Here is a 25137-nt window from a genome sequence, read left to right on the forward strand (position 1 = left end):
TCTGTTGCACATCACAAGCAGGCGGGTACGCGGTTAAAGGATCTGCCCATGTTTTCCAGACTCACTTTGCTGGGCGTATGTCTTGTGTTGAGCCCGGCGATATTTGCGCAGCCCCAACACGCCCTCACGGTCTACGGCGAAGCCCCGAAGTATGCCCCGGACTTCCAGCATCTTGCCTACGCCAACCCCGATGCGCCCAAGGGTGGCAGCCTGCGGCGTTCTTCGCTTGAAAGCGGCCCGTTCGATCACCTGATTCCCTATGTCGAAAAAGGCACCGGCGTCGCCGAGATCGATGGCTGGCTCTACGCGCCACTGGCTTATCGCAGCAAGGACGAGCCCTACAGCGTCTACGGCCTGGTGGCGCAACGCATGGAGCTGGACGCGGATCGGCGCTGGGTGCGCTTCTATCTCAATCCAGCGGCGCGTTTCGATGACGGCACGCCGATCACCGCCGAGGACGTGCGCTACACCTTCGAGCTGTTCACCACCCAGGGCAGCCTGAAGTACCGGCAACAGTTTCGGGATGTCGCCGAGGTACAAGTCGAGTCGCCGACGCAAGTGCGCTTCGTATTCAAGAACAACGACAGTCGCACCTTGCCGCTGGATCTGGCGGTGCTGCCCGTGCTGCCCGAGCACTGGTGGCGCACGCGGGACTTTGCCGAAGGCGCGGGTTTCGAGATTCCGCCCGGCAGCGGCCCCTATCGGGTCAGCGCGGTGGATGCCGGGCGCAGTGTGAAATTCCAGCGGGTTCAGGACTGGTGGGGCAAGGATCTGCCAGTCAGCCGCGGGCTCTATAACTTCGATCAGTTGAGCGTCGAGTTCTTCGCCGACACCGACGTATCGCGGCAAGTGCTCAAGGCCGGCGGCTTCGATTACAACCGCGAATTCTCCGCCACCAGTTACACCATCGGTTATGCCGGCGCTGCGCTGGAGCAGGGCAAGTTGTTGCGCGAACACCTCGCGCCCGGCGCCGCTCAAGGTGCTCAGGGTTTCGTGTTCAACCTGCAGAAGCCGATGTTTCAGGATCGCCGAGTACGCCAGGCGATCGCCATGCTCTGGGATTTCGAATGGAGCAACCGGCAGATGATGCGCAACATGTACCTGCGCCAGCGCAGTTTTTTCTCCCACAGTGCGCTGTCGGCCACTGAGTTGCCGGACGCTGAAGAACTGAAAATCCTCGAGCCGTGGCGCGGCAAGATCCCCGATGAGGTCTTTAGCCAGGTGTTCGAGGCGCCGCGCACCGACGGCAGTGGCAACATTCGCGCGCAACAGTTGCAGGCGCTGAAATTGCTGGAGGCCGCCGGTTGGAAACCCCGTGGCGATCAACTGGTGAATGCCGCCGGGGAGCCGCTGCAATTTACCTTTCTCAATGGCCAGAAAGGTTTCGAGCGTCTGCTGCTGCCGTTCAAACGCAATCTGGCACAGATCGGCATCGGCTTCGATATCCGTCAGGTCGACACCGCGCAATACACCAACCGCGTGCGCAATCGCGATTACGACATGATCGTGGTCGGCTACCCGGTGAGCCAGGCACCGGGGCGCGAAATGTTCAACTACTTCGGTTCCGACGGCGCCGATGATCCGGGCTCCAACAACTACATGGTGCTGCGCGACCCTGCGGTGGATGCGTTGCTCGAAGGGGTGGTGCAGGCCGACAGTCGCGAAAGCCTCTTGCGTCATGCCCGGGCGCTGGATCGGGTGCTGCAGTGGGGCTACTACTGGATTCCCAATTACTACCCGCCGGGAATTTCCACGGTGTGGTGGAACCGTTTCGGCCGACCGGCGATTGCTCCGCTGTACGACGCCGGCCTCGATACCTGGTGGGAAATCAGCCCCACGGCGTTGACCGCCACTCAGGCGCAAAAACAGCAAAAGGAGTTTGCTCATGTGGGGTTATAGCCTGCGGCGTTTGCTGCTTATCGTGCCGACCTTGCTGGCAATTCTGTTGGTGAACTTCGTGATCGTGCAGGCCGCGCCCGGTGGCCCGGTGGAGCAGGCCATCGCCCGTTTGCAGGGGATCGGCGTCGGCGGGGCGGTGGGTGCCAGCCATGTCGAAAGCATTGGCGGCGAGTCCCGCGCGACCCGTGGCCTGGACCCGAAGCTGGTGGCCGATATCGAGCGCCAGTACGGCTTCGACAAGCCTGCCAGCGAGCGTTTGTGGCTGATGCTCAAAAGCTACGCGCAACTGGACTTCGGCAAGAGTTTCTTCCGTGGCGCGACGGTGACCGAACTGATCTGGCAGAAACTGCCGGTGACTTTGTCGCTGGGCTTATGGGCGACGTTGATCACCTATCTGGTGTCGATCCCGCTGGGCATCCGCAAGGCCGTGCACAACGGTTCGGCATTCGATGTCTGGAGCAGTGCGGCAATCATTATTGGCTACGCGATGCCGGGCTTTTTGTTCGCCCTGTTGTTGATCGTGGTGTTTGCCGGCGGCACGGCGCTGGACTGGTTTCCGGTGCGCGGGCTGGTCTCGGACAACTTCGCCGAGCTGACGCTATGGGGCAAGGTGGCGGACTACTTCTGGCATCTGGTGCTGCCGGTCAGCGCACTGGTGATCGGTGGTTTTGCGACCCTGACGATCCTGACCAAGAACAGCTTCCTCAACGAGATCTCGCGGCTGTACGTGGTCACGGCCCGGGCCAAGGGGTTGAGTGAGCGACAGGTGTTGTACGGACACGTGTTTCGCAATGCGATGTTGCTGGTGGTCGCCGGGTTGCCTCAGGCACTGGTGACAGTGTTCTTCAGCGGCTCTTTGCTGATCGAGGTGATCTTCTCCCTCGACGGTCTCGGCCGCCTGAGTTACGAGGCGGCGGTGTCGAGGGATTACCCGGTGGTGTTCGGTTCGCTGTTCATCTTCACCCTGTTCGGACTCTTGATAAAACTGCTCGGCGACCTGTGCTACACGCTGGTCGACCCGCGCATCGACTTCTCCGCGAGGACCGCCCGATGCTGATGCTTTCTCCCATCGGACAGCGCCGCTGGGCGCGGTTCAAGGCTCATAGGCGCGGCTGGTGGTCGTTGTGGCTGTTTCTTGTACTTTTCGGTTTGAGCCTCGGCGGCGAGCTGGTCGCCAATGACAAACCGCTGCTGGTGACCTACCAGGGTGAATGGTATTTCCCGGCCTTCAAGCGTTACACCGAACAGGATTTCGGTGGCGAGCTTCCGTTCCAGCCGGACTATCGCAGCGCCCAGGTGCGCGAGCTGATCGAGGGGCAGGGCGGGCGGATGTGGTTTGCGCCGATCCCGTTCGGATTCGATACGGTCAATTACGACCTCACGGAACCGGCACCGAGCCCGCCCTCCGGCAAAAACTGGCTGGGCACCGATGATCAGGCGCGGGATGTGCTGGCGCGGGTGATTTTCGGCACGCGGGTATCGCTGCTCTTTGCCTTGGCATTGACTGTGATCAGTGCCTTGATCGGCATCGCCGCCGGCGCGTTGCAGGGCTACTACGGCGGTTGGGTCGACTTGATCGGACAGCGTTTGCTGGAGGTCTGGTCGGGGCTGCCGGTGCTGTATCTGCTGATCATTCTGTCGGGATTCGTCGAACCGAATTTCTGGTGGTTGCTGGGCATCATGGCGTTGTTTGCCTGGCTGAGCCTGGTTGACGTGGTGCGCGCCGAGTTTCTGCGCAGCCGAGGGCTCGAATATGTGAAAGCGGCGCGGGCGCTGGGCGTCGGCGATGCGCAGGTGATCGTGCGGCACATTCTGCCCAACGCCATGAGCGCGACGCTGACGTACCTGCCGTTCATTCTCACCGGAGCCATCGCGACCCTGTCGGCGCTGGATTTCCTCGGCTTCGGCATGCCGGCGGGCAGCGCTTCGCTGGGTGAGTTGATCGGCCAAGGCAAGACCAATCTGCAAGCGCCGTGGCTGGGCCTGACAGCATTTTTTGCGCTGGCGCTGATTCTTTCATTACTCGTATTCATCGGCGAAGCGTGCCGTGATGCCTTCGACCCCAGGACTTGATATGCGTGAACACTTGATCGAAATACGCGACCTGCGGGTTGCCTTCAAAGGCCAGGAAGTGGTCCACGGCATCGACCTCGATATTGGCCCGGGGGAATGCCTGGCGCTGGTGGGGGAATCCGGTTCCGGCAAGTCGGTGACGGCCCACAGCATCCTGCAATTGCTGGACCCGGCCATCACCCGCATTGACGGCAGCATCCGCTATGGCGGCGAAGAGTTATTGGGCGTGCATGAGCGCTATCTGCGGCAATTGCGCGGCAACCGCATTGCGATGATTTTTCAGGAGCCGATGAGTTCGCTCAATCCGCTGCACAGCATCGAGCGGCAACTCGGCGAAAGCCTGGCGCTGCACAAAGGCCTGGCGGGTGCGGCGGCACGCAAACGGATTCTGGAGCTGTTGGAACTGGTGGGCATTCAACGCCCGAGCGAGCGTCTGAAGGCTTATCCGCATCAGCTCTCCGGCGGGCAACGGCAGCGAGTGATGATCGCGATGGCACTGGCATGCGAGCCGCAATTGCTGATTGCCGACGAGCCAACCACCGCTCTCGATGTCACCGTGCAGCGCAAGATCCTGCTGTTGCTCAAAGAATTGCAACAGCGACTGGGCATGGCGCTGCTGATTATCAGCCATGACTTGAATCTGGTGCGCACCATCGCTCAACGAGTGGCGGTAATGCGTGCTGGGGAAATCGTCGAACAGGCGACCAGCGAGCAACTGTTCCGGGCGCCGCAGCATCCTTACAGCATCGAGTTGCTCAATGCCGAGCCCGGCGGCGTAGCGCTATGCCGGGACAAAACCGAGGAACTGCTGCAAGTGCGCGATCTCGACGTGCGCTTCCGGCTCGGCGGCGGCTGGTTGCGCCCCAAGTCGTATCTGCACGCGGTCAACGGTATTGATCTGACGCTGCAACGAGGCAAGACCCTGGGCATCGTCGGTGAGTCCGGCTCGGGCAAATCCACCCTTGGTCAGGCAGTCCTGCGATTGATCGAGGCCGAAGGCAGCATTCGCCTCGAAGGAAAGGCACTGGAAGGCCTGAGCGGAAAACAACTAAGGCCGCTGCGCAAGCGCCTGCAAGTGGTGTTTCAGGACCCGTTCGGCAGCCTCAGTCCGCGCTTGTGCGTAGAGCAGATCATCGCCGAAGGTTTGCAGGTGCACAGCGACATGAATGCGCGGGAACGTGAACAGGCCGTGATTGATGTCTTGCGGGAAGTGGGCCTCGATCCGGCGATGCGCCATCGTTATCCGCACGAGTTCTCTGGCGGGCAGCGACAACGCATCGCCATCGCCCGGGCACTGGTGGTCAAGCCGGACCTGATTCTGCTCGATGAGCCGACCTCCGCGCTGGATCGCACCGTGCAGAAACAGATCGTCGCGCTGCTGCGCAGGTTGCAGGAGGAACACGGGCTGGCCTATCTGTTCATCAGCCATGACCTGGCGGTGGTGCGGGCCCTGGCCCATGACCTGATCGTGATGAAAGATGGCGAGGTGGTGGAACGCGGGGAAACGACCGAGTTGTTCCACTCGGCACAGCATCCTTATACGCGGGAGTTGCTGGCGGCTTCGTTTGATGGTTTGAATGCCTGAAACGACAAATCCCGCCACAGGGGCGGGATTTGTTTGCAGGCTGGCTGCAGTCTTACGCCGGGAACAGCTCGGACAGTTTCATCGACAGCATCATGTCGCCTTCAACGCGCAGCTTGCCGCCCATGAATGCTTGCATGCCGTCGGTTTCGCCGCTGACGATGCCTTTCAGGGTTTCGCTGTCCAGCACCAGTGTGCAGTTGGCGTCGGCGTTTTCGCCTTCCTGGATGTCGCAAGTGCCGTCTTTGACGATCAGGGCGTAGTGCTTGTCTTCGTCAGTGATGTTGAAACCGAAGATCAGATCCAGACCGGCAGCAGCGGCTGGGTTGAACTTGGCTTGCATTGCTTTTACGGCATCAGCTACGGAGGTCATGGTTCGATCCTTTTTGGTTGATTGCAGCAGGGTCACAGTAATCCGGACTCAGCGAAAAGTGATGAGTTCCGGGGCCTTCAGCAGTTGCAGGTGTGCGTGACTGTTGAAGGAAGCCAGAGCCACCTCGCGACCGCGGAACTTCAGCTGGTTGAGCGAGGTGTTGACGATTTGCCAGTTCAGTTCAAAGGCCTGTCGGGCAGGCATTTGAGTGATGAGGTGGAGCAGGGCGGTGATGGTGCCGCCCGAGGTAAACACTGCGATTTTCTGGGTGTTGTCGGCCTGATCGAGTATGCGGTTCAGCCCGGCCTGGACCCGCTCGACGAATCCCAGCCAGCTTTCCAGCCCCGGAGTGTCGTAAGTGCCGGCCAGCCAGCGCTCGATGATCAGGGCGAAGATGCGCTGGAACTCGCCACGGTTCTGTGCGGCGTTGCGCAGGATATCCAGCGCTTCGGGTTCTTCGGGCAGCATGGCCGGGAGCAGGGCGCGGATCACGGCGTCGGCATCGAATTCGTTGAAGGCCGAGTCGATTTCCAGAGCAGGGATCGGCAGGCCGACGGCAGCGTACTGTTCCAGCGCGCTGTTGGCCGTGTGTTGCTGGCGGCGCAGGTCGCCCGAAAGGCAGCGATCGAAGCTGATGCCGAGTTCGGCGAGGTGGCGGCCGAGGATCTCTGCCTGGCGTACACCGGTCGTCGACAGGACGTCATAGTCGTCTGCACCGAAGGAGGCCTGGCCATGTCGAATCAAGTAGATGCTGCCCACGTCCGCGTCATCCCGGTACGTTGAAGGTTGTGGCGAGGTTATGGGGATGACGGAGAGCTGTCAATGAAAAAACATACGCTTGTTTGAAATGCCCGTTACAGGCCTGTTTCCAGAGGTTTCACGGCTGGCCGACGAGGCGGTGCATGGGTATGCTGGAACTCATTCCCGCGCGCGTTTCTCAACGGCGCATCGTTTGAAGGAGTCACTGTGGAGTTTTTGACTGAGTACGCCAGTTTCCTGGCCAAGACCGTCACCCTGGTTATCGCCATTCTCGTGGTGCTGGCCAGTTTTGCTGCCCTGCGCAGCAAGGGCCGGCGCAAGTCCGCTGGCCAATTGCAGGTCAACAAGCTCAACGATTTTTATAAAGGCCTGCGTGAGCGCCTGGAGCAGACCTTGCTCGACAAGGATCAGCTCAAGGCCTTGCGCAAGGGCGAGGCCAAGGCCGAGAAGAAACAGAAGAAGAAACCGGACGCCAAACCGCGCGTATTCGTGCTGGATTTCGACGGCGACATCAAGGCGTCGGCCACCGAAAGCCTGCGCCACGAGATCACCGCGCTGTTGACGCTGGCCACACCCAAGGACGAGGTCGTTCTGCGCCTGGAAAGCGGCGGTGGCATGGTGCACAGCTACGGCCTGGCGTCATCGCAACTGGCGCGAATCCGCGAGGCCGGCGTGCCGTTGACCGTGTGCATCGACAAGGTCGCAGCGAGCGGCGGCTACATGATGGCTTGCATCGGCGAGAAGATCATCAGTGCTCCGTTCGCCATTCTTGGCTCCATCGGTGTGGTTGCACAGTTGCCCAACGTCAATCGCTTGCTGAAAAAGCACGACATCGATTTCGAGGTGCTGACGGCCGGTGAATACAAACGCACCCTCACCGTGTTTGGCGAAAACACCGAGAAGGGACGGGAGAAATTCCAGGAAGACCTGGACATCACCCATAAACTGTTCAAGAACTTCGTCGCGCGTTATCGCCCGCAACTGGCGATCGACGAGGTCGCGACCGGTGAAGTCTGGCTCGGCATCGCAGCGCTGGAAAAGCAACTGGTGGACGAGCTCAAGACCAGCGACGAATACCTGGCCGAGCGCGCCAGACAGTCCGAGGTCTATCACTTGCACTATGCCGAGCGCAAAAGCTTGCAGGAGCGTATCGGCATGGCGGCCAGCGGCTCGGTGGATCGCGTGTTGCTGAGCTGGTGGAGCCGTCTGACTCAGCAACGTTTCTGGTAAGTACTGCGAACGCTCGTGGGGCTTCAGCCACACGAGCGTCATGCATTTTTATTATGGGGAAGTGCGGTATATAGATGTTTTATAGTTGAATGTATTGGTTGTTTTGGAGGTTGATTCATCAACTAATCGCGCTGTATTGAAAGAAGTCGTGACTTTATTCTGAATGCCCTCTCTCCGAATAAAGTTGTTAAACATGGAAGTTGAAAATAGCAAGACAGGTATTCCCGTTATGACACCTGCGCAACAAGGTGTCTTCTTCGATTTTTATAAGAAACAGATCCCTCCCTGGTTGTTGGCGTCTTCTGAGGCCGCCCGCAAGAATCTGTATGAGAGTCTCAAAACCAGTTTCAAATCGCGCGACGCCGCGCTGGAGCAATTTCGCCAGCTGAAATCCCCGCAGAGCTTTTGTACGCCACTGTTGGCCAAGGCGATGGCCGAGAAGCTCGGAGAGGCCTTTGAAGTTGATGGGGCGATATTTCAGCATGTGCGTTCCACATCGAGCCTGCTCGGCCTGCGCAAAAAATTGGTACTGCCGATTGATCGGGGCTTGCTGACGGCGGCTTGCGAGAACTTCGAGCTGTCGGAAACCCTGGCCAGTAATTATCACGAGAGGTCTCTGTTATACATTCCGAAGCGGGTGACGGGGCACGCCAATCAGGTGTTAGGGATGCAGCCCCATGAGTTCGCGAGATTGTGTCGCTATCTGGATCTTGGTAAGCAATATCAAAAACATGTTGAAGTATTTTTTGGTGGCGGCGATCAAGTCGCAAGTTTGCAGGAAACATCTGTAGCTTATTCAAAAGATCAGTTTGATGTGGATCGACATATGGCCTACCTGCGTGGCCACATCAGCTTCGATATCTGCCAGATGCTTGCATCGGTGCGAGACCGGGCATCATCGATCAAACTTGGCAACAACACACTCGGGTATCAAAGTCTTGAAATGCTCGGAGTGACACTCAGAGGGCCGATGTTCATCGGCCCGATCAGTGAACATGCGGATGACGATTATCGTTGCGTAATCTATATGCCCGGTGATCCCGAACACCCCTTGAAAGAATACGTGTCGTTTCAGAAGTTCGAAATCGAGTTGAGCTGGCGCTTGCGCGATCCCGAATTTCGAAGTTTTTTCTTGCGCTTCATATCGATGGAGGATCGCTCGATGTTCCTCACCGGGCTGGATGTACGGCTCTTGAACACCCGGCCGAATCAACTCCCTTTCTCTTCGATCTACCTGCCGCTGACAGGTATCGATCTTGAAGGTGATGCAAAACAGGATCTGTTTCTGGCGATCTTTCAGCATCGGGCTGCACAGGTCAGGGCCGACACTCGTCTGCTGGTGGTGCCCACTGATGACGAAGATGAAAAAACCCGATTGGCGCGGCTGGATACCTATAAAGCCATTGGGCTGAATACCGCTCTGTTCTTTCTTTCATTCGTACCGCTTTTGGGTCAGGTCATGTGTGCCGTCGCAGGCCTGCAGTTGCTCGGCGAGATCTATGAAGGTATCGACAACTGGGCCCATGGTGATCAGGAGCATGCCGCTGACTGTCTGTTCGATACCCTCGAAAACCTGATTCTCATGGCGGGTTTTGCTGCCGGTGGTGTTGCCGCGGGCAAGGCCTATAGAGCGGTGCGCTCGTCGAGTTTCATTCAGGGCCTGCGGCGTGTGCCGGTAGGCAACCTGTCGTATCGGTTGTGGAATCCGGACATGAGCGCTTACCGCCAGCAGGAGTCATTGCCGAGCAGTCTGTCGGCGGACGCGCAAGGACTGGTCTGGCGTGGCAGCGATGGTTATCTGCCCCTGGGAACTGATGCGTACGCGGTACGTCCGTTGAGCGGCACCCGTTTATGGGAAGTGCATACGCCACAAATGCCTAAACGCTATTCCCCGGTGCTTGAGACCAATGGGGCGGGTGCCTGGCGGCACGATTCCGAACGGCTTCATGAGTGGAGCTCGCTGACGCTGTTCCGTCGTCTGGGATTTCGTGAGTCGAAGATTCCGGATACTCGGGCCCTGCAAATCATCGCGGCAAGCGGTATCGACGATGCCGCCATGCGCCAGCTGTTTGTCGAGCGCGGCAAACCAATGGCGATGCTGACCGATACGGTCCGACGTTTTCGCGCGGATATCGATGTCACGACGTTCATCGAGCAGATGGCCGCTACAGCTTCTGCGCCGCAGGCCGATGCCGATCTGCAGTTGTACTCACTGACGATGGCAGGACGCTGGCCGCCGGACATGGCGATTGTCGTGACGGATATCACCGCTAACGAAGTGGCACGCTACGGAGGAACCAGTGGAACCCGCGAGGTGAAAATCAATGAAGACCTGCTGAGCAGGGGACAGTTTTACTCTCCGCTGCTGGCAGCGCTGAACGACAGTGAGCGTTCGCGCTTGCTGGGATCTACCACCGTGGAGCAGAAAAATCAGCATGCGCTGCTGGGCAAACATATTGCCGGGCTGGCGCCGCGCTTGCGCATGGCGATGATGAACCGGTTGTTTCAGCGCGCCGATGTCTGCGAGTTGCCCAGGGGCGAGCCGATCATCAAGGCATTCCCGGGGCTCTCGGCCAGTGTCGCCGATGAGTTGGCGCACCATGCCAATGCGCATGAATGGGAGCAGCTTGATGCCGATACCGTACCGCTGCGTCTGGCGGAAGAGGCACGACGTTTTCAACAGATCCAGCGCACGAACCGGGCATACGAGGGCTTGTATCTGGACGCGGCGAGCGGACGTGATGCGGATATGCTGGTGCTCGACACTTTGACGCATTTGCCCGGCTGGCCCGGCGATGTGTTTATCGAGATTCTTGATTGGGGGGTGCATACCGATCAGCGGGCCACTGTCGGTCCTGGCGGCGCTGCACATCAGGTATTGCTCGAAGCGTACCCCGACCGTTATCAAGGCCTGGACTCACGCAACACTGTGGTTTCCAGTCAGCCGGAACGTACCCGGGCGAATTTTTTCCAGACCTTGTCAAAAAGCCTCCCGGCGCACGCGCGCAAAGCGATTGGCGTGGATGCGGATCTGGATGGCACGGGCTTGAGAGGAAAGATTACCGCGCTGGCCCTGCAGCGGCGCGAGGCATTTGCAAAAGTACTGGGGGTTGAGGCCTTGCGGGGCGACTACCGCTCGCCTATGGGACTGGCAGATCGACAGGTCGAGCAAGCCGTCGTGCACTCAGTGCCGGTACAAGGTTCGGTGCCGAACAAATCGCCGGTACTGACACGGCGAGCGAACGAGCTTTACCCCTCACCATCAGTACAGATTGATCAATTTGTTTCGTCACTGAGCATTGACGAAGTATTGGCCATTAGAACCCTTGAGGTCATGCGAGAGGAATACCGGACAATCCTGGGGACGTTGGAGCGTTGGGTGCTGCGCGATACCTGGTACCACGATAGCGAAGGCATGAGACTCAAAGTGTCCTCCCGCAATAAAGCTCGGGCGGCACGGGCCATTCTGCGAGCGTGGCGCAAGGAAACCCGCACGCCCGGACAACCAGGTGAAAGTCATTACAGCCTGACCTTCGACGGGGTGCCACTGGGCGAGTTTCCCGTGATCGTCGGTGACTTTGCGCATGTGACGGCGTTGAACATGAATGGCGTAGGTGCCAGCGCCGGATTAAATGCCTTCCTGCGTAACTTCACCCGTCTGCGGGTGCTGGAGCTTTCTGGCAACGAGCTGACGCGAATTCCCCTGGCGATTGCAGACATGCCGGGGCTGACGGATCTGGATCTGAGTAACAACCAGATCCGCCTGACGGAAGAATCCGTGCAGGAACTGGGCAGCAAAGCGCATTTGCGTTCACTTGACCTGAGCCTGAACAAGGCGTTGGGGCACGCACCTGACGTCAGCGCGATGCGCAACTTGCGCCATCTGGACTTGCACGATACGGGCATCACTCAATGGCCTGCGGACATCGATGGGCTCACTTATCTGGAAACCCTGGATCTGCGCAACAACAAAATCGTGGAAGTCCCGGCGTCCGTGTTCAAGTCGCGTGCAGTGCTCAATCGGGGCACTCATATTGATGGCAACCCTTTGTCCGCGACCAGCCTTCAGGCCATTGCCGATTATCAGCGGGCGCAAGGTATCAGCCTGGGTGTCATCATTCCCGACTACCTCGCCACGGCGCGGCCAGCGGCTGACGCGCAAGGTGCCGGTTGGGTCAGCGGTTTGTCATCCGTGCAGGTCGAGCGGGCAACCGAGGTCTTGATGTCGCTGTCAGCTGATCCGGATTCACGGGCATTTTTCGAGATGCTCATGCAATTGCGGGGGACGGCTGACTATTCCCGTGTCCGTGCTCAGCTCGGCCAACGGGTCTGGGATGTGCTGGAGGCCGCGTGTGAAGACGACCGGCTGCGTCGCGTGCTCTTTCGCATGGCCAGGGAGGGGCGTGCGAGTGCCGCTAATGCGTCCTTGCTGTTCAGCGATCTGGAAGTCAGGGTTCTGTGCTTCAGGGCCGCGGCAGTGGCTCGCACCGGTGGCCAGACGCTTGAAGGCGATCTTATTCGTCTGCTGCGCGGACTGTTTCGATTGCAGGAGCTGGAAAAGCAGGTCGTGCTGGAAACCGCCCGTCGCGCCCGGACAGAGTCGTTGAACCTGCGCCAGGCGCTGGATATCAGTCTGATTTACCGGGTACGACTGGCGGGACGTCTGGAACTGCCTGCGCAACCCGCTGAGCTGAATGTGCAGCTGGACGTCGAGGTCACCGACGAGCAGATCGACAAGGCTTATCTGGAAGTGGTCAAGGCTGAAAACAGCTCACGACTGTCCGATTCGATCAGTCGGCAGGAATTCTGGGCCGAGTATTTGTTGACGAGTCGTCAGGATGCATTCGCCGAGATGCTGGATCGCAGCGCGCGGGCTTTTTCCCTGCTGGAATCGCAGGTCAATCTGTCTCGCGAAACTGCCGCACAGCAAATGACGACAATCCTCGACAACTTCAGAAATGAAAGCCTGGAGTTGCGCAAGCAACTGACCGATGCGGCACTGGCACGCCATCCGGGGCTGCAGTTGCCGGTCACGCCAGGGCCCAACAGATTGGGAGCGAAAACGGTTTGAGCAGAGGCCCCGAGCCCTTTGACAAGGGCTCGGGGCCTGTGGTCAACGGCGACGGAACAGCGGCAGCGGTTCGTCAGTGGCGGCCTGATAGGTCACCGAGAAGTCCTTGAGGCTTTCAAGGGCGTCGTACGGGTCTTTGTCCGCGCGCAGGGCGAAGGCATCGAAACCGCAGCGGCGCATGTAGAACAGCTGGTCACGCAGCACGTCGCCAATCGCCCGCAATTCACCTTTGAAACCGTAACGGTCACGCAGCAGACGGGCGTTGGAGTAGTTGCGGCCGTCGGTGAACGCCGGGAAGTTCAGGGCAATCACCTGGAACTCATTCACGTCGTCACCGATTTCCTCGGCTTCTTCGTCAGCGTCCAGCCACACACCAAGACCGCCATCGCGGGCCTTGAGCATGCGGCTGTGCTCGCGCCACAGTTGCAGCGGGACGATCAGGTCGTCGCAGTTGCTGATCTCGTCGATGTTGAAATCCTTGGGCAACAAGTGCCAGGTTTCGTCGACGACCTCGTTGTTCTTAATGATTCGCTGCATAGACGCGTTCCTTGAAGAGGTCGATGCCAATACGCTGGTAGGTGTCGATGAAACGCTCGTCTTCGGTGCGTTGTTCCACGTACACGTCGATCAGTTTGGAGATCACGTCCGGCATGTCTTCCTGGGCGAAGGAAGGACCGAGGATCTTGCCCAGACTGGCGTCACGGCTGGCACTGCCGCCGAGGGAGACCTGGTAGAACTCTTCACCTTTCTTGTCCACACCCAGAATGCCGATGTGACCGACGTGGTGGTGACCGCAGGCGTTCATGCAACCGGAGATGTTCAGGTCCAGCTCGCCGATGTCGAACAGGTAGTCCAGGTCGTCGAAACGGCGCTGGATCGATTCGGCGATCGGGATCGACTTGGCGTTGGCCAGGGAGCAGAAATCACCGCCAGGGCAGCAGATGATGTCGGTCAGCAGGCCGATGTTCGGCGTGGCGAAACCGCCTTCACGCAGTTCGCCCCACAGGGTGAACAACTGGCTCTGCTCCACGTCGGCGAGAATGATGTTCTGCTCGTGGGAGGTGCGCAGTTGACCGAAGCTGTAGCGGTCGGCCAGATCGGCGACGGCGTCGAGCTGTTTGTCAGTGATATCGCCCGGTGCAACGCCGGTCGGCTTCAGCGACAGGGTCACGGCCACGTAGCCCGGTTTTTTGTGCGCCAGAGTGTTGCGAGTGCGCCAGCGGGCAAAGCCCGGATGCTCTTTGTCGAGGGCGGCCAGTTCGGCGTCTTGATTACTCAGTGCCTTGTAGTCCGGGTCGACGAAGTGTTTGGCGACGCGATGAACTTCGGCTTCGGTCAGGGTGGTCTGGCCGCCGCGCAGGTGTTCCATCTCGGCATCGACTTTCTGGGCGAAGACTTCCGGCGTCAGCGCCTTGACGAGGATCTTGATCCGCGCCTTGTATTTGTTGTCACGACGACCGTAGCGGTTGTAGACCCGCAGAATCGCGTCGAGGTAGCTCAACAGGTCCTGCCACGGCAGGAACTCGTTGATGAAGGCGCCAACCACCGGGGTACGACCCAGACCGCCGCCGACCAGCACGCGGAAACCGAGTTCGCCAGCAGCGTTGTGGACCGGCTCCAGGCCGATGTCGTGGACTTCGATGGCCGCGCGGTCGGAGGTCGAACCGTTGACGGCGATCTTGAATTTACGCGGCAGGTAGGCGAATTCCGGGTGGAAGGTCGTCCACTGACGAACGATTTCGCACCACGGACGCGGGTCGATCAGCTCATCGAACGCAACACCGGCGAACTGGTCGGTGGTGACGTTGCGCAGGCAGTTGCCGCTGGTCTGGATCGCGTGCATCTGCACGGTGGCCAGTTCCGCGAGGATGTCCGGGATGTCTTCGAGTGCCGGCCAGTTGAACTGTACGTTCTGGCGGGTACTGATGTGGGCGTAGCCCTTGTCGTAGTCACGGGCAATCTTCGCCATCATGCGCATCTGACGCGAGGTCAGTTGGCCATAAGGCACCGCCACCCGCAGCATCGGCGCGAAGCGCTGGATGTACAGGCCATTTTGCAGGCGCAGGGGGCGGAATTCTTCTTCGCTCAGCTCACCTGCCAGATAGCGTCGGGTCTGATCACGGAACTGCTTGACGCGGTCCTCGATGATCCGCTGATCGTACTCGTCGTATACGTACATATAAGTCCTGTTCTCAGGCTTTGGGCTACTCGGAAAACGCTGCGTTTTCGCTTGCTGGAGTCCGATGGTGCCTCTGCAATTACGCGCGCACGGCCGCGCACTCCCTAATGGAGCCGGGGCAATATACCCGTTTGCAGTTATGCGCAAAAGTGATGTTTGAGTATATGGAAAGAACCAAAACGACTAACGAGAATCACTGTTAACTAACCCACATTTGTCGTGCGGACAATCATCGTCTTAACTGTGGTCGAGTCTTTCTGCAATCACCGATAAAACCGACAAGAGGCGATGCAATGAGCAACCCAACCAAGGCAAGGAAAAGCGATAGCAGTGTCGATGCGTGGGCCATTCTGTTCCTGATCATTCTGGTCGTTGGAACAGCGGTGTTCTGGGTCAGTCATCAGTAAAACGACCCCTCCGGGCCCGCCTCCGACGATTGTCGGACAAAAAGCGGGATCAGGCGCTAATGGCCGGCGATTGAATGGCTATAATGCGCGGCCATTTTTCCCTGGGCCCGGATGCTTCATGTTCAAGTTTCTCCATATCAGCCTGCTTTTGCTGGGCATGGCCTTCGGGGCTGGCGCGCGGGCGGAGTCCGTGCTGTTTCTCAACCCAGGGTCGACCGAGGAAGCGTTCTGGGTCAGCTATTCGCAATTCATGCAGGCTGCCGCCCGGGATCTGGGGATCGACCTGCGCATCCTTTATGCCCAACGTCAGCCTGAACTGACCCTGGCGCAGGCGCGATTGGCGCTGCAAGGGCCTGATCGCCCGGATTATCTGGTGTTCGTCAATGAACAGTACGTCGCGCCACAGATTCTGCGCATGGCCAACGACAGTGGCGTGAAGCTCTTTATCGTCAACTCGGCACTGACGCCCAACCAGCAGACCCTGATGGCAGAGCGCCCGGATCGTGTAGGCAGTCTGGTGCCCAACGACGAGGAGGGCGGTTACCTGATGATGAAGGAGTTGATCAGGCTGCATCCTGCGGTGGCTCCCGGTGAGACCATCGATCTGCTGGCATTTTCCGGGCTCAAGATCACACCCTCGGCACAACTGCGCGAAAAGGGCATGCAGCGGGCGCTGGCCGAGCATCCTCAGGTACGTTTGCGGCAACTGGTGTATGGCGGCTGGACGCAGCAGCGTGCCTACGAGCAGGCGAAGCAATTGTTGGTCCGATATCCAAACGTGTCATTGGTGTGGGCAGCCAACGATGAAATGGCTTTCGGCGCGATGCGCGCCGTTTCCGAGGCGGGGAAAGTGCCGGGCAGGGACGTTTTATTCAGCGCGGTCAATACATCGGCCGAGGCTTTGCGGGCCATGGTTGATGGCCGCCTGAGCGCGTTGCTCGGCGGGCATTTCACCCTCGGTGGCTGGGCGCTGGTCGAACTTCATGATGATGCGCAAGGCGTCGATCTGAATCAGTACGGTGGCCGTGACCGGCAGATTCCGCTGTTACAGCTGATCGACAGAGATCACGCCCGCCGATTGCTGGCCATGGGCGCCTCGCCGGACTACGGCGTGCATTTTCGCAAGCTCTCGGCGAAAGGCCGTCCGACCTCGTATCGCTATCCGTTCAACCTGCAAACCCTGATGCACTGACGCAGGTTACGCGCCTGCCAGATGCACCACCAGTTGAACGATGCCAAACAGCGTCAGGGCGAAAACCGCTGTGAACGCAATGCCCAGGAAGATGAAGTGGCTGGGCTTTCCATGGGTGAAGTCCCTTGCCCGGTTCTTGCCGCTCTGAACCCCGAACGCCGCCGCCATGACGCTTTGCAGCATCTGCCAGAAGGTCGGTGGCTTGTTGTCGACTGGATCGTCCATAAATCCCTCGTCTGCCGTGTGTGTCAGACAAGCATAGTCAACCCATAAAAAAAGATCGCAGGCTGCGGGGCAGGCTGCGATCTTTTGGTCGTGCTTTTGCTTAGTTGTCGTAACCCAGGTTAGGCGCCAGCCAGCGCTCGGTCAGGCTCAGTTCCTGACCTTTGCGCGAGGTGTAACTCTGCACCTGGTCCTTGTCGACCTTGCCCACGGCAAAGTACTGCGCCTGCGGATGCGCGAAGTACCAGCCGCTGACCGCTGCCGCCGGGAACATCGCGTAGTGCTCGGTGAGGAACACGCCGCTGCGGCCGGCGCGCATTTCCTGGGCCTCAGGGTCGAGAAGGGCGAACAGCGTGGCTTTCTCGGTGTGATCCGGGCACGCCGGGTAGCCCGGGGCAGGGCGGATGCCGGAGTATTGCTCTTTGATCAGCGCCTCGTTGTCGAGGGCTTCATCCTTGGCGTAACCCCAGTGCTCTTTACGCACCTGCTGGTGCAGCCACTCGGCGCAGGCCTCGGCCAGACGGTCAGCCAGGGCCTTGACCATGATCGAGTTGTAGTCGTCGCCAGCGTCCTGATAAGCCTTGGCCACCTCTTCGGCGCCGATCCCGGCCGTGGTGATGAAACCACCGACGTAGTCGGTCACTTCGCTGTCCTTCGGCGCGACGAAGTCGGCGAGGGAGAAGTTCGGTTTGCCGTCGGTCTTGATGATCTGCTGACGCAGGTGATGCAGGCGGGCCATTGGCTTGCCGTCATCGCCGTACAGTTCGATATCGTCGTCGTGCACCTGATTGGCCGGCCAGAAGCCGAACACCGCACGGGCGCTGATCAGTTTCTCGTCGATCAGTTTGGTCAACATCTCGCGCGCGTCCTTGTACAGCGAGGTCGCGGCCTCACCGACCACTTCGTCTTCGAGGATGCGCGGGAACTTACCGGCCAGATCCCAGGAGATGAAGAACGGCGTCCAGTCGATGTACTCGGCCAGCACGTTGAGGTCGATGTTATCCAGTACGCGGGTGCCGGTGAACGTCGGTTTGACCGGGGTGTAAGTGGCCCAGTCGAACTGCGGTTTTTTCGCGATGGAAGCCGCATAGCTCAGACGCTCTGTGCGGGCGCTGCGGTTGGCGGTACGCTCGCGGACTTCGACGTACTCTTCGCGGGTCTTCTCGACAAAACCGGCTTTCAGTTCCTTGGACAGCAACTGCGTCGCCACGCCCACGGCGCGGGAGGCGTCGGTGACGTAGACCACCGCGTCGTTGCTGTACTTCGGCTCGATCTTCACCGCCGTGTGCGCCTTGGAGGTGGTCGCACCGCCGATCATCAGCGGCAGGTGGAAGTCCTGGCGCTGCATCTCACGGGCCACGTGGACCATTTCATCCAGCGACGGAGTGATCAGGCCGGACAGGCCAATGATGTCGCACTTCTGTTCCCTGGCCACTTGCAGGATCTTTTCCGCCGGGACCATTACGCCGAGGTCGACGATGTCGTAGCCGTTGCAACCGAGCACCACGCCGACGATGTTCTTGCCGATGTCGTGCACGTCGCCTTTTACGGTGGCCATGAGGATCTTGCCCTTGGCTTCCGGCTTGTCGCCTTTTTCCAGTTCGATGAACGGGATCAGGTGGGCCACGGCCTGTTTCATCACGCGGGCGGATTTGACCACCTGCGGCAGGAACATTTTACCGGCACCGAACAGGTCGCCGACGATGTTCATGCCGGACATCAGCGGGCCTTCGATCACTTCGATCGGGCGGGCGAAGGACTGACGGGATTCCTCGGTGTCTTCGACGATGTGGGTGGTGATGCCCTTGACCAGCGCATGTTCCAGACGCTTATTGACGTCCCAGCTACGCCATTCTTCGGTCTCGGCTTCCTTGACGCTGCCGTCGCCCTTGTACTTGTCGGCGATGGCGAGGAGGGCGTCGGTGCCTTCCGGGGTGCGGTTGAGGATCACGTCTTCAACGGCGTCGCGCAGTTCCTGCGGGATCTGGTCGTAGATCTCCAGCTGACCGGCGTTGACGATACCCATGGTCAGGCCGGCGCGGATCGCGTACAGCAGGAACACCGAGTGAATCGCCTCGCGCACCGGGTTGTTGCCACGGAACGAGAACGACACGTTGGACACGCCGCCGGAGGTCAGCGCATACGGCAGTTCGTCGCGGATGTAGGCACAGGCGTTGATGAAGTCCACAGCGTAGTTGTTGTGTTCTTCGATACCAGTGGCCACGGCAAAGATGTTCGGGTCGAAGATGATGTCTTCCGGCGGGAAGCCGACTTCGTTGACCAGGATGTCGTAGGAGCGTTTGCAGATCTCTTTTTTGCGCGCTTCGGTGTCGGCCTGGCCGGCTTCGTCGAACGCCATCACCACCACGGCGGCACCGTAGCGTTTGCACAGCTTGGCGTGGTGGATGAACTGCTCGACGCCTTCTTTCATGCTGATCGAGTTGACGATGCCCTTGCCCTGAATGCATTTGAGGCCGGCTTCGATCACGTCCCATTTCGAGGAGTCGATCATGATCGGTACGCGGGAGATGTCCGGCTCGCCGGCAATCAGATTGAGGAAGGTCACCATGGCCTTCTTCGAATCGAGCATCCCTTCGTCCATGTTGATGTCGATTACCTGGGCGCCGGCCTCGACCTGCTGCAGGGCGACTTCCAGGGCTTCGGTGTAGTTGTCTTCACGGATCAGGCGGGCGAATTTGGCCGAACCTGTGATGTTGGTCCGCTCGCCAACGTTGACGAACAACGAGCTGCGATCGATGGTGAACGGTTCCAGACCCGACAGGCGGCAAGCCTTCGGAATGTCCGGAATCTGCCGTGGCGCGTAACCGGCGACGGCTTTGGCGATCGCTTCGATGTGGCCCGGGGTGGTACCGCAGCAACCGCCGACGATGTTGAGGAAGCCGCTCTGGGCGAATTCTTCGATGACTTTGGCGGTGTCGACCGGCAGCTCGTCGTACTCGCCGAATTCGTTCGGCAGGCCGGCGTTCGGGTGCGCCGAAACGTGGGTGCTGGCCTTGTCCGACAGCTCTTCCAGGTACGGACGCAGTTCACGGGCACCGAGGGCGCAGTTCAGACCGACCGAAATCGGCTTGGCGTGGGCCACGGAGTTCCAGAACGCTTCGGTAGTCTGACCCGACAGGGTACGGCCGGAGGCGTCGGTGATGGTGCCGGAAATCATGATCGGCAGTTCGATGTGCAGCTCTTCGAACACGCCTTGTACGGCGAAAATCGCAGCCTTGGCGTTGAGGGTGTCGAAGATCGTTTCGATCAGGATCAGGTCGGCGCCGCCCTCGATCAGGCCTTTGGTGGCTTCGGTGTAGTTCTCCACCAGCTCGTCAAAGGTGACGTTGCGGTAGCCCGGGTTATTGACGTCTGGCGACAGGGAGCAGGTGCGGCTGGTCGGGCCGAGCACGCCGGCCACGAAGCGCGGCTTGTCGGGGTTTTCGGCCGTCTTGGCGTCAGCAACCTTGCGCGCCAGTCGTGCGCCTTCTACGTTGAGTTCGTAGGCCAGTTCTTCCATGCCGTAATCGGCCATGGAAATGCGGGTGGCGTTGAAGGTGTTGGTTTCCAGGATGTCGGCGCCAGCATCCAGATAGGCTTTCTCGATGCCGCCGATCACGTCGGGACGGGTAATCACGAGCAGGTCGTTGTTGCCCTTGACGTCGCTGGGCCAGTCGGCGAAACGCTTGCCGCGATAATCCTGCTCTTCGAGCTTGTAGCTCTGGATCATCGTGCCCATACCGCCATCGAGTATCAGGATGCGCTCTTTGAGGGCTTGCTTGAGAGCTTGAAGGCGGACGCTGCGATCGGACATTGGGACTACTCGAAAAAGGCCATGACGAAGGACCGGGATCATAACAAACCTGTGCGGATTTAGAGCATGCAGCGCTTTTGCATGAATATCGTTCATGTTGGCACGGGCGTCATAACGGTAGAATCGTCGGGTTTTTCTTACAGGATCAGGATCAGGGACATGTCGTACCGCGTCGTCATCAGCGCAGCATTGCTGGTTTTTAGCTTGGGTGCGACTGCACAGGTTCCCGCCAGTTCTCCTTCCATTTCCTATACTCGCGACATTCAGCCAATCTTCACCGAGAAGTGCGTGGCCTGCCATGCGTGCTACGACTCCGCCTGTCAGTTGAACCTGGGCAGCGGCGAAGGCGCGGCGCGGGGCGCGAGCAAGATGCCGGTCTACGACGGCGAGCGCACCCAGGCGGCACCGACCACGCGCCTCTTCTACGACGCTTTTGGCAAGCGTGCCTGGCAGCAGAAAGGCTTCTATTCCGTGCTTGACGCCCAAGGCAGTCAGGCTGCGTTGATGGCGCGCATGCTGGAGCTGGGGCACAAAACACCGCTGACACCCAACGCCAAACTGCCGGAAGACATCGTCCTCGGCCTGCAACGGGAAAACATGTGCGCGATGCCGGCCGAGTTCGACGGCTATGCCGGCGCCCACCCGAAAGAGGGCATGCCGCTGGCAGTCACCGGCCTGACCAACCAGCAATATCAGACGTTGCAGCGCTGGCTGGCGTCCGGCGCGCCGATCGACGAGCAGGGGCTGGCCCCGAGCGCCAGGGAAGCGATGCAGATCGTGCAGTGGGAAAACCTGCTCAATCAGCCAGGCGCGCGGGAAAGTCTGGTCGGGCGTTGGCTGTTCGAACACTGGTTTCTCGCACACATCTATTTCAAGGACGGCGAGCCGGGGCATTACTTCCAGTGGGTGCGCTCGCGCACGCCGACCGGTCAGCCGATCGACCTGATCGCCACCCGCCGTCCCAATGACGATCCTGGCACTCAGGTGTATTACCGTTTGTGGCCGGTGCAGGGCGTGATCGTGCACAAGACCCACATCACCTACCCGCTGAGCGCGGCGAAGATGGCTCGGGTCAAAAGTCTGTTCTACAACGGCAACTGGCAGGTTCATGCACTGCCGGGTTACGGGCCGCAGAGTCGGGCCAACCCGTTCGCCACGTTTGAGGCGATACCGGCGCAGGCGCGTTATCAGTTCATGCTCGATAACGCCGAATATTTCGTGCGCACGTTCATTCGCGGCCCGGTGTGCCGAGGGCAGATCGCCACCGACGTGATCCGCGACAACTTCTGGGCCCTGTTCCAGGCGCCGGAACATGACCTGTACATCACCGATCCGAACTATCGCGGCCAGGCCACGCCGTTGCTGGCCATGCCCGGACAGAACGACGACGTCGGCAGCGTCCTGAGCCTGTGGCGCGACTATCGCAACAAGCGCAACAAGTACGAAGCCTTGCGCCGGGACAGCTATGCCGAACTGCCGGCGCCGAGCTGGTCGACCCTGTGGGCCGGCAACGACAATGCACTGTTGAGCATCTTCCGCCACTTCGACAGCGCTTCGGTGACCAAAGGCCTGATCGGTGAGGTGCCGCAGACGATGTGGCTGTTCGACTATCCGCTGCTGGAACGCACCTACTACCAGTTGGCGGTCAATTTCGACGTGTTCGGCAACGTATCCCATCAGGCGCAGACCCGGCTGTATTTCGACCTGATCCGCAACGGTGCCGAACAGAACTTTCTGCGCCTGATGCCGGCTGATTCCCGTGAGGATTATCTCGACGATTGGTATCAGAGCAGCGGCCAGTTCAAGATGTGGCTGGACTACGAGTCCATCGACGACGACAAGCCAACGGCACTGAAGCTCGACGAAAAAGACCCGAAGCATGACTTCGCCATGCAGTTGCTCGCCCGCTACGGCGACCTCAACGCACGGCCCGATCCGATCAACCGCTGTGTGGATGCCTACTGCTCGCGGCCGAACATCGACCCGGCGCTGCAAAACGCCGAACAGGCGCTCAGCCGTCTGACATCACGCCCGGCTGCCGGCCTGAAAGTGATCGAACAGTTGCCGGAAGCGACCATGCTGCGCGTCGAAACCGCTTCCGGCAAACGCGAGGTCTACAGCCTGTTGCGCAACCGTGCCCACAGCAACGTGGCGTTCCTGCTCGGTGAATCGCTGCGCTATCAGCCGGGTCTCGACACCCTGACCATTTATCCGGGCGTGCTCAGCAGCTACCCGAATTTCATGTTCAACATCCCGGCAGATCAGGTGCCGGCATTTGTCGATGCCATGGAAAGTGCAAAAGATGCGGGGCAGTTCGAGAAGATCGTCGAACGCTGGGGGATCCGGCGCAGCCATCCGCAGTTCTGGTTCTATTTCCACGACCTGAGTCAGTACATCCACGAAACCGACCCGGTGGAAGAGGGCGTGCTGGATATGAACCGGTACGAGAATCTTTGATCGTTTGATCTATGGCAGCTGTCCCAATCCTGTGGAGTAAGGGATCGGGAGCGCCATCGATGTTGATTTCAGTGCAGGCCCTGCGAGCGCTCGCCGCATGGGCGGTGGTCTGCCATCACTTTATGCAGATTTTCTTCGATTTCGAGGCGCGCGGGCCGATAGGGCAGCTGTTCATCGACAAGGGCGCCGTGGGCGTCGATATCTTTTTCGTGATCAGCGGGCTGGTGATTTTCCTGTCCACCGAAGGCAAAGCGCTACCGCCGGTGCGGTTTCTGCTGTATCGACTGTTTCGAATTGTCCCGGCGTATTGGCTCTACACCGTGCTGATGGCGTTGCTGGTGGTGTTTGCCCGGCCGCTGCTGCCGGATCAGACAGTGGACTGGCGTCATTTGCTGCTGTCGTTGCTGTTTATCCCGACTGAAAATCCCGGCGGCTATGGGATCTATCCGACCCTGAATGTCGGCTGGACCCTGAATTACGAAATGCTGTTCTACGTGTTGTTCGCCTGGGCGCTGTTGTTCCGGCTGCAAGTCCGCTTGCTGGTGGTTGCGGCGCTGCTGTTTGCTGTGTGCCAGGCCTGGACCGGGTTTGGCTGGGTCAGCGAGTTTTATCACTCGGACATCGTTTATGAATTCCTGCTGGGGATCGGCATCGGCATGCTTTACCGTCGAGGCTGGATCGGGCCGGCGCTCTGGCTGCCGTTGCTGGGGATTGGTGGTGCGTTGCTGGCGATCTATCACCTGCCGCCGGAACCCCGATTGCTCAACTGGGGCGTGCCCAGTGCGGTGCTGGTCATGGCCAGCATGGCGCTGGAGCGCCATGTCGAACACAACAGGCTGCTCAAGTTGCTGGGAGACTGTTCGTACTCGGTGTATCTGATGCACGTGCTGGTGCTGTCGGCCGGCGGATATCTGGCACGACGCTATGGGATCAACCCGTACCTGATGTTTGTCGTCTGTGTGCTGGCTATCGCTATCGGTTCGTGGCTGAGCTACGAATGGGTGGAGAAGCGCAGTTATCAATGGCTTAGGGCGCGAATCGACGGCAAACTGGCGAATTAGGCGATTGCGAACTATTCCTACGTAAATACTGGGACTTTGTGCCGCGCGCCGATTGGCGTAAACTCCGCCTCAAGCCTGCGAGGAGTTTCCATGACCGCTATTACCATTACTGACGCCGCCCACGATTACCTGGCCGATCTGCTTTCCAAGCAGAACACCCCTGGTATCGGCATCCGCGTCTTCATCACCCAGCCTGGCACCCAGTACGCCGAAACCTGCATTGCCTATTGCAAGCCGGGCGAAGAGAAACCTGAAGACACAGCGTTGGGGCTGAAAAGCTTCACCGCCTACATCGACTCGTTCAGCGAAGCGTTCCTCGACGATGCAGTCGTCGACTACGCCACCGACCGCATGGGCGGCCAACTGACCATCAAGGCGCCGAACGCCAAAGTACCGATGGTCAACGCCGATAGCCCGGTCAACGAGCGCATCAACTATTACCTGCAAACCGAAATCAACCCGGGGCTGGCCAGCCACGGCGGTCAGGTCAGCCTGATCGATGTGGTTGAAGACGGCATTGCCGTGCTGCAATTCGGCGGCGGTTGCCAGGGCTGCGGCCAGGCGGACGTAACCCTGAAAGAAGGCATCGAGCGCACCTTGCTCGAGCGCATTCCGGAGCTCAAGGGCGTTCGCGACGTGACCGACCACACGCAGAAAGAAAACGCCTACTACTAAGGTGTTCGCTGCGGCATGAAAAACGGCGCCCCGTGAGCGCCGTTTTTTTTGCGTGAAATTCAATGACGCCTTCGCGAGCAAGCCCGCTCCCACATTTGGAATGCGATCAAGTGTGGGAGCGGACTTGCTCGCGAAAGGGCTGT

At 59.6% G+C, this 25137-nt stretch carries 16 protein-coding genes; 10 read left to right on the top strand and 6 right to left on the bottom strand.

Annotation, left to right across the window (positions count from 1 at the left end):
• Positions 1-48: 48 nt before the first annotated feature.
• From ACW9HX_RS09160 to ACW9HX_RS09175, 4 genes are read left to right on the top strand one after another with little or no spacing between them, the layout of a single operon-like run.
• Positions 49-1899: an extracellular solute-binding protein gene (locus ACW9HX_RS09160; protein WP_457380331.1), complete on the top strand. Its 1851-nt coding sequence runs from the start codon at positions 49-51 to the stop codon at positions 1897-1899.
• Positions 1886-2956, top strand: a complete 1071-nt coding sequence (locus tag ACW9HX_RS09165) for a microcin C ABC transporter permease YejB (protein WP_457380332.1) — start codon at positions 1886-1888, stop codon at positions 2954-2956. The genes ACW9HX_RS09160 and ACW9HX_RS09165 overlap by 14 nt, the downstream gene beginning before the upstream one ends.
• Positions 2950-3972 (top strand): ABC transporter permease, encoded by a 1023-nt coding sequence (locus ACW9HX_RS09170; protein WP_457380333.1) that lies wholly within the window; start codon positions 2950-2952, stop codon positions 3970-3972. Before ACW9HX_RS09165 ends, ACW9HX_RS09170 begins: the two co-directional genes overlap by 7 nt.
• A gap of 1 nt (position 3973) precedes the next feature.
• Positions 3974-5557 carry an ABC transporter ATP-binding protein gene (locus ACW9HX_RS09175; RefSeq protein WP_457380334.1) on the top strand — a complete coding sequence of 528 codons (1584 nt, stop codon included), beginning with the start codon at positions 3974-3976 and terminating at the stop codon, positions 5555-5557.
• A gap of 52 nt (positions 5558-5609) precedes the next feature.
• Here ACW9HX_RS09175 and ACW9HX_RS09180 read toward each other — a convergent pair whose 3' ends face one another.
• Positions 5610-5927, bottom strand: a complete 318-nt coding sequence (locus tag ACW9HX_RS09180) for an SCP2 sterol-binding domain-containing protein (RefSeq protein ID WP_085730743.1) — start codon at positions 5925-5927, stop codon at positions 5610-5612.
• Between the two features lie 48 nt (positions 5928-5975).
• The gene (locus ACW9HX_RS09185) at positions 5976-6686 is read right to left on the bottom strand and encodes a histidine phosphatase family protein (RefSeq protein ID WP_457380335.1); all 711 of its coding nucleotides are present in this window, start codon (positions 6684-6686) and stop codon (positions 5976-5978) included.
• A 207-nt stretch (positions 6687-6893) separates the two neighbouring features.
• Between ACW9HX_RS09185 and sohB the strand changes: the two genes are divergently transcribed.
• Positions 6894-7916 carry a protease SohB gene (gene sohB / locus ACW9HX_RS09190; protein WP_457380336.1) on the top strand — a complete coding sequence of 341 codons (1023 nt, stop codon included), beginning with the start codon at positions 6894-6896 and terminating at the stop codon, positions 7914-7916.
• A 193-nt stretch (positions 7917-8109) separates the two neighbouring features.
• Positions 8110-12987 (top strand): dermonecrotic toxin domain-containing protein, encoded by a 4878-nt coding sequence (locus tag ACW9HX_RS09195; RefSeq protein WP_457380337.1) that lies wholly within the window; start codon positions 8110-8112, stop codon positions 12985-12987.
• A gap of 42 nt (positions 12988-13029) precedes the next feature.
• On the opposite strand, the gene ACW9HX_RS09200 is transcribed toward ACW9HX_RS09195, so the two are convergent.
• Positions 13030-13524 (bottom strand): DUF934 domain-containing protein, encoded by a 495-nt coding sequence (locus ACW9HX_RS09200; RefSeq protein WP_096819964.1) that lies wholly within the window; start codon positions 13522-13524, stop codon positions 13030-13032.
• Complete coding sequence (locus ACW9HX_RS09205) at positions 13508-15166, bottom strand: nitrite/sulfite reductase (RefSeq protein ID WP_457380338.1); 1659 nt, start codon at positions 15164-15166, stop codon at positions 13508-13510. Before ACW9HX_RS09205 ends, ACW9HX_RS09200 begins: the two co-directional genes overlap by 17 nt.
• Positions 15167-15691: 525 nt before the next feature.
• Here ACW9HX_RS09205 and ACW9HX_RS09210 point away from each other — a divergent pair.
• Positions 15692-16765, top strand: coding sequence for an ABC transporter substrate-binding protein (locus ACW9HX_RS09210; protein WP_457380339.1), 1074 nt, complete (start codon positions 15692-15694; stop codon positions 16763-16765).
• Positions 16766-16771: 6 nt separating this feature from the next.
• Here ACW9HX_RS09210 and ACW9HX_RS09215 read toward each other — a convergent pair whose 3' ends face one another.
• Entirely contained in the window at positions 16772-16990 is a 219-nt protein-coding gene (locus ACW9HX_RS09215) for a DUF2970 domain-containing protein (RefSeq protein WP_096819961.1), read from the bottom strand.
• Between the two features lie 100 nt (positions 16991-17090).
• A complete protein-coding gene (gene metH / locus ACW9HX_RS09220; protein WP_457380340.1) occupies positions 17091-20801 on the bottom strand; it encodes a methionine synthase in 3711 nt (1236 codons plus the stop codon).
• Positions 20802-20960: 159 nt separating this feature from the next.
• Here metH and ACW9HX_RS09225 point away from each other — a divergent pair, with 159 nt between their 5' ends.
• The 3 genes from ACW9HX_RS09225 to nfuA all read left to right on the top strand — a co-directional run bounded on the left by ACW9HX_RS09225 (position 20961) and on the right by nfuA (position 24994).
• Positions 20961-23258, top strand: coding sequence for a fatty acid cis/trans isomerase (locus ACW9HX_RS09225; protein WP_457380341.1), 2298 nt, complete (start codon positions 20961-20963; stop codon positions 23256-23258).
• A 59-nt stretch (positions 23259-23317) separates the two neighbouring features.
• Complete coding sequence (locus tag ACW9HX_RS09230; protein WP_457380342.1) at positions 23318-24319, top strand: acyltransferase family protein; 1002 nt, start codon at positions 23318-23320, stop codon at positions 24317-24319.
• 90 nt (positions 24320-24409) lie between these two features.
• On the top strand, positions 24410-24994 hold the full coding sequence (gene nfuA / locus ACW9HX_RS09235; protein WP_003225494.1) for a Fe-S biogenesis protein NfuA: 585 nt from the start codon (positions 24410-24412) through the stop codon (positions 24992-24994).
• The last annotated feature ends 143 nt before the right edge of the window (positions 24995-25137 follow it).

Source organism: Pseudomonas sp. SDO52101_S400 (assembly GCF_054071635.1).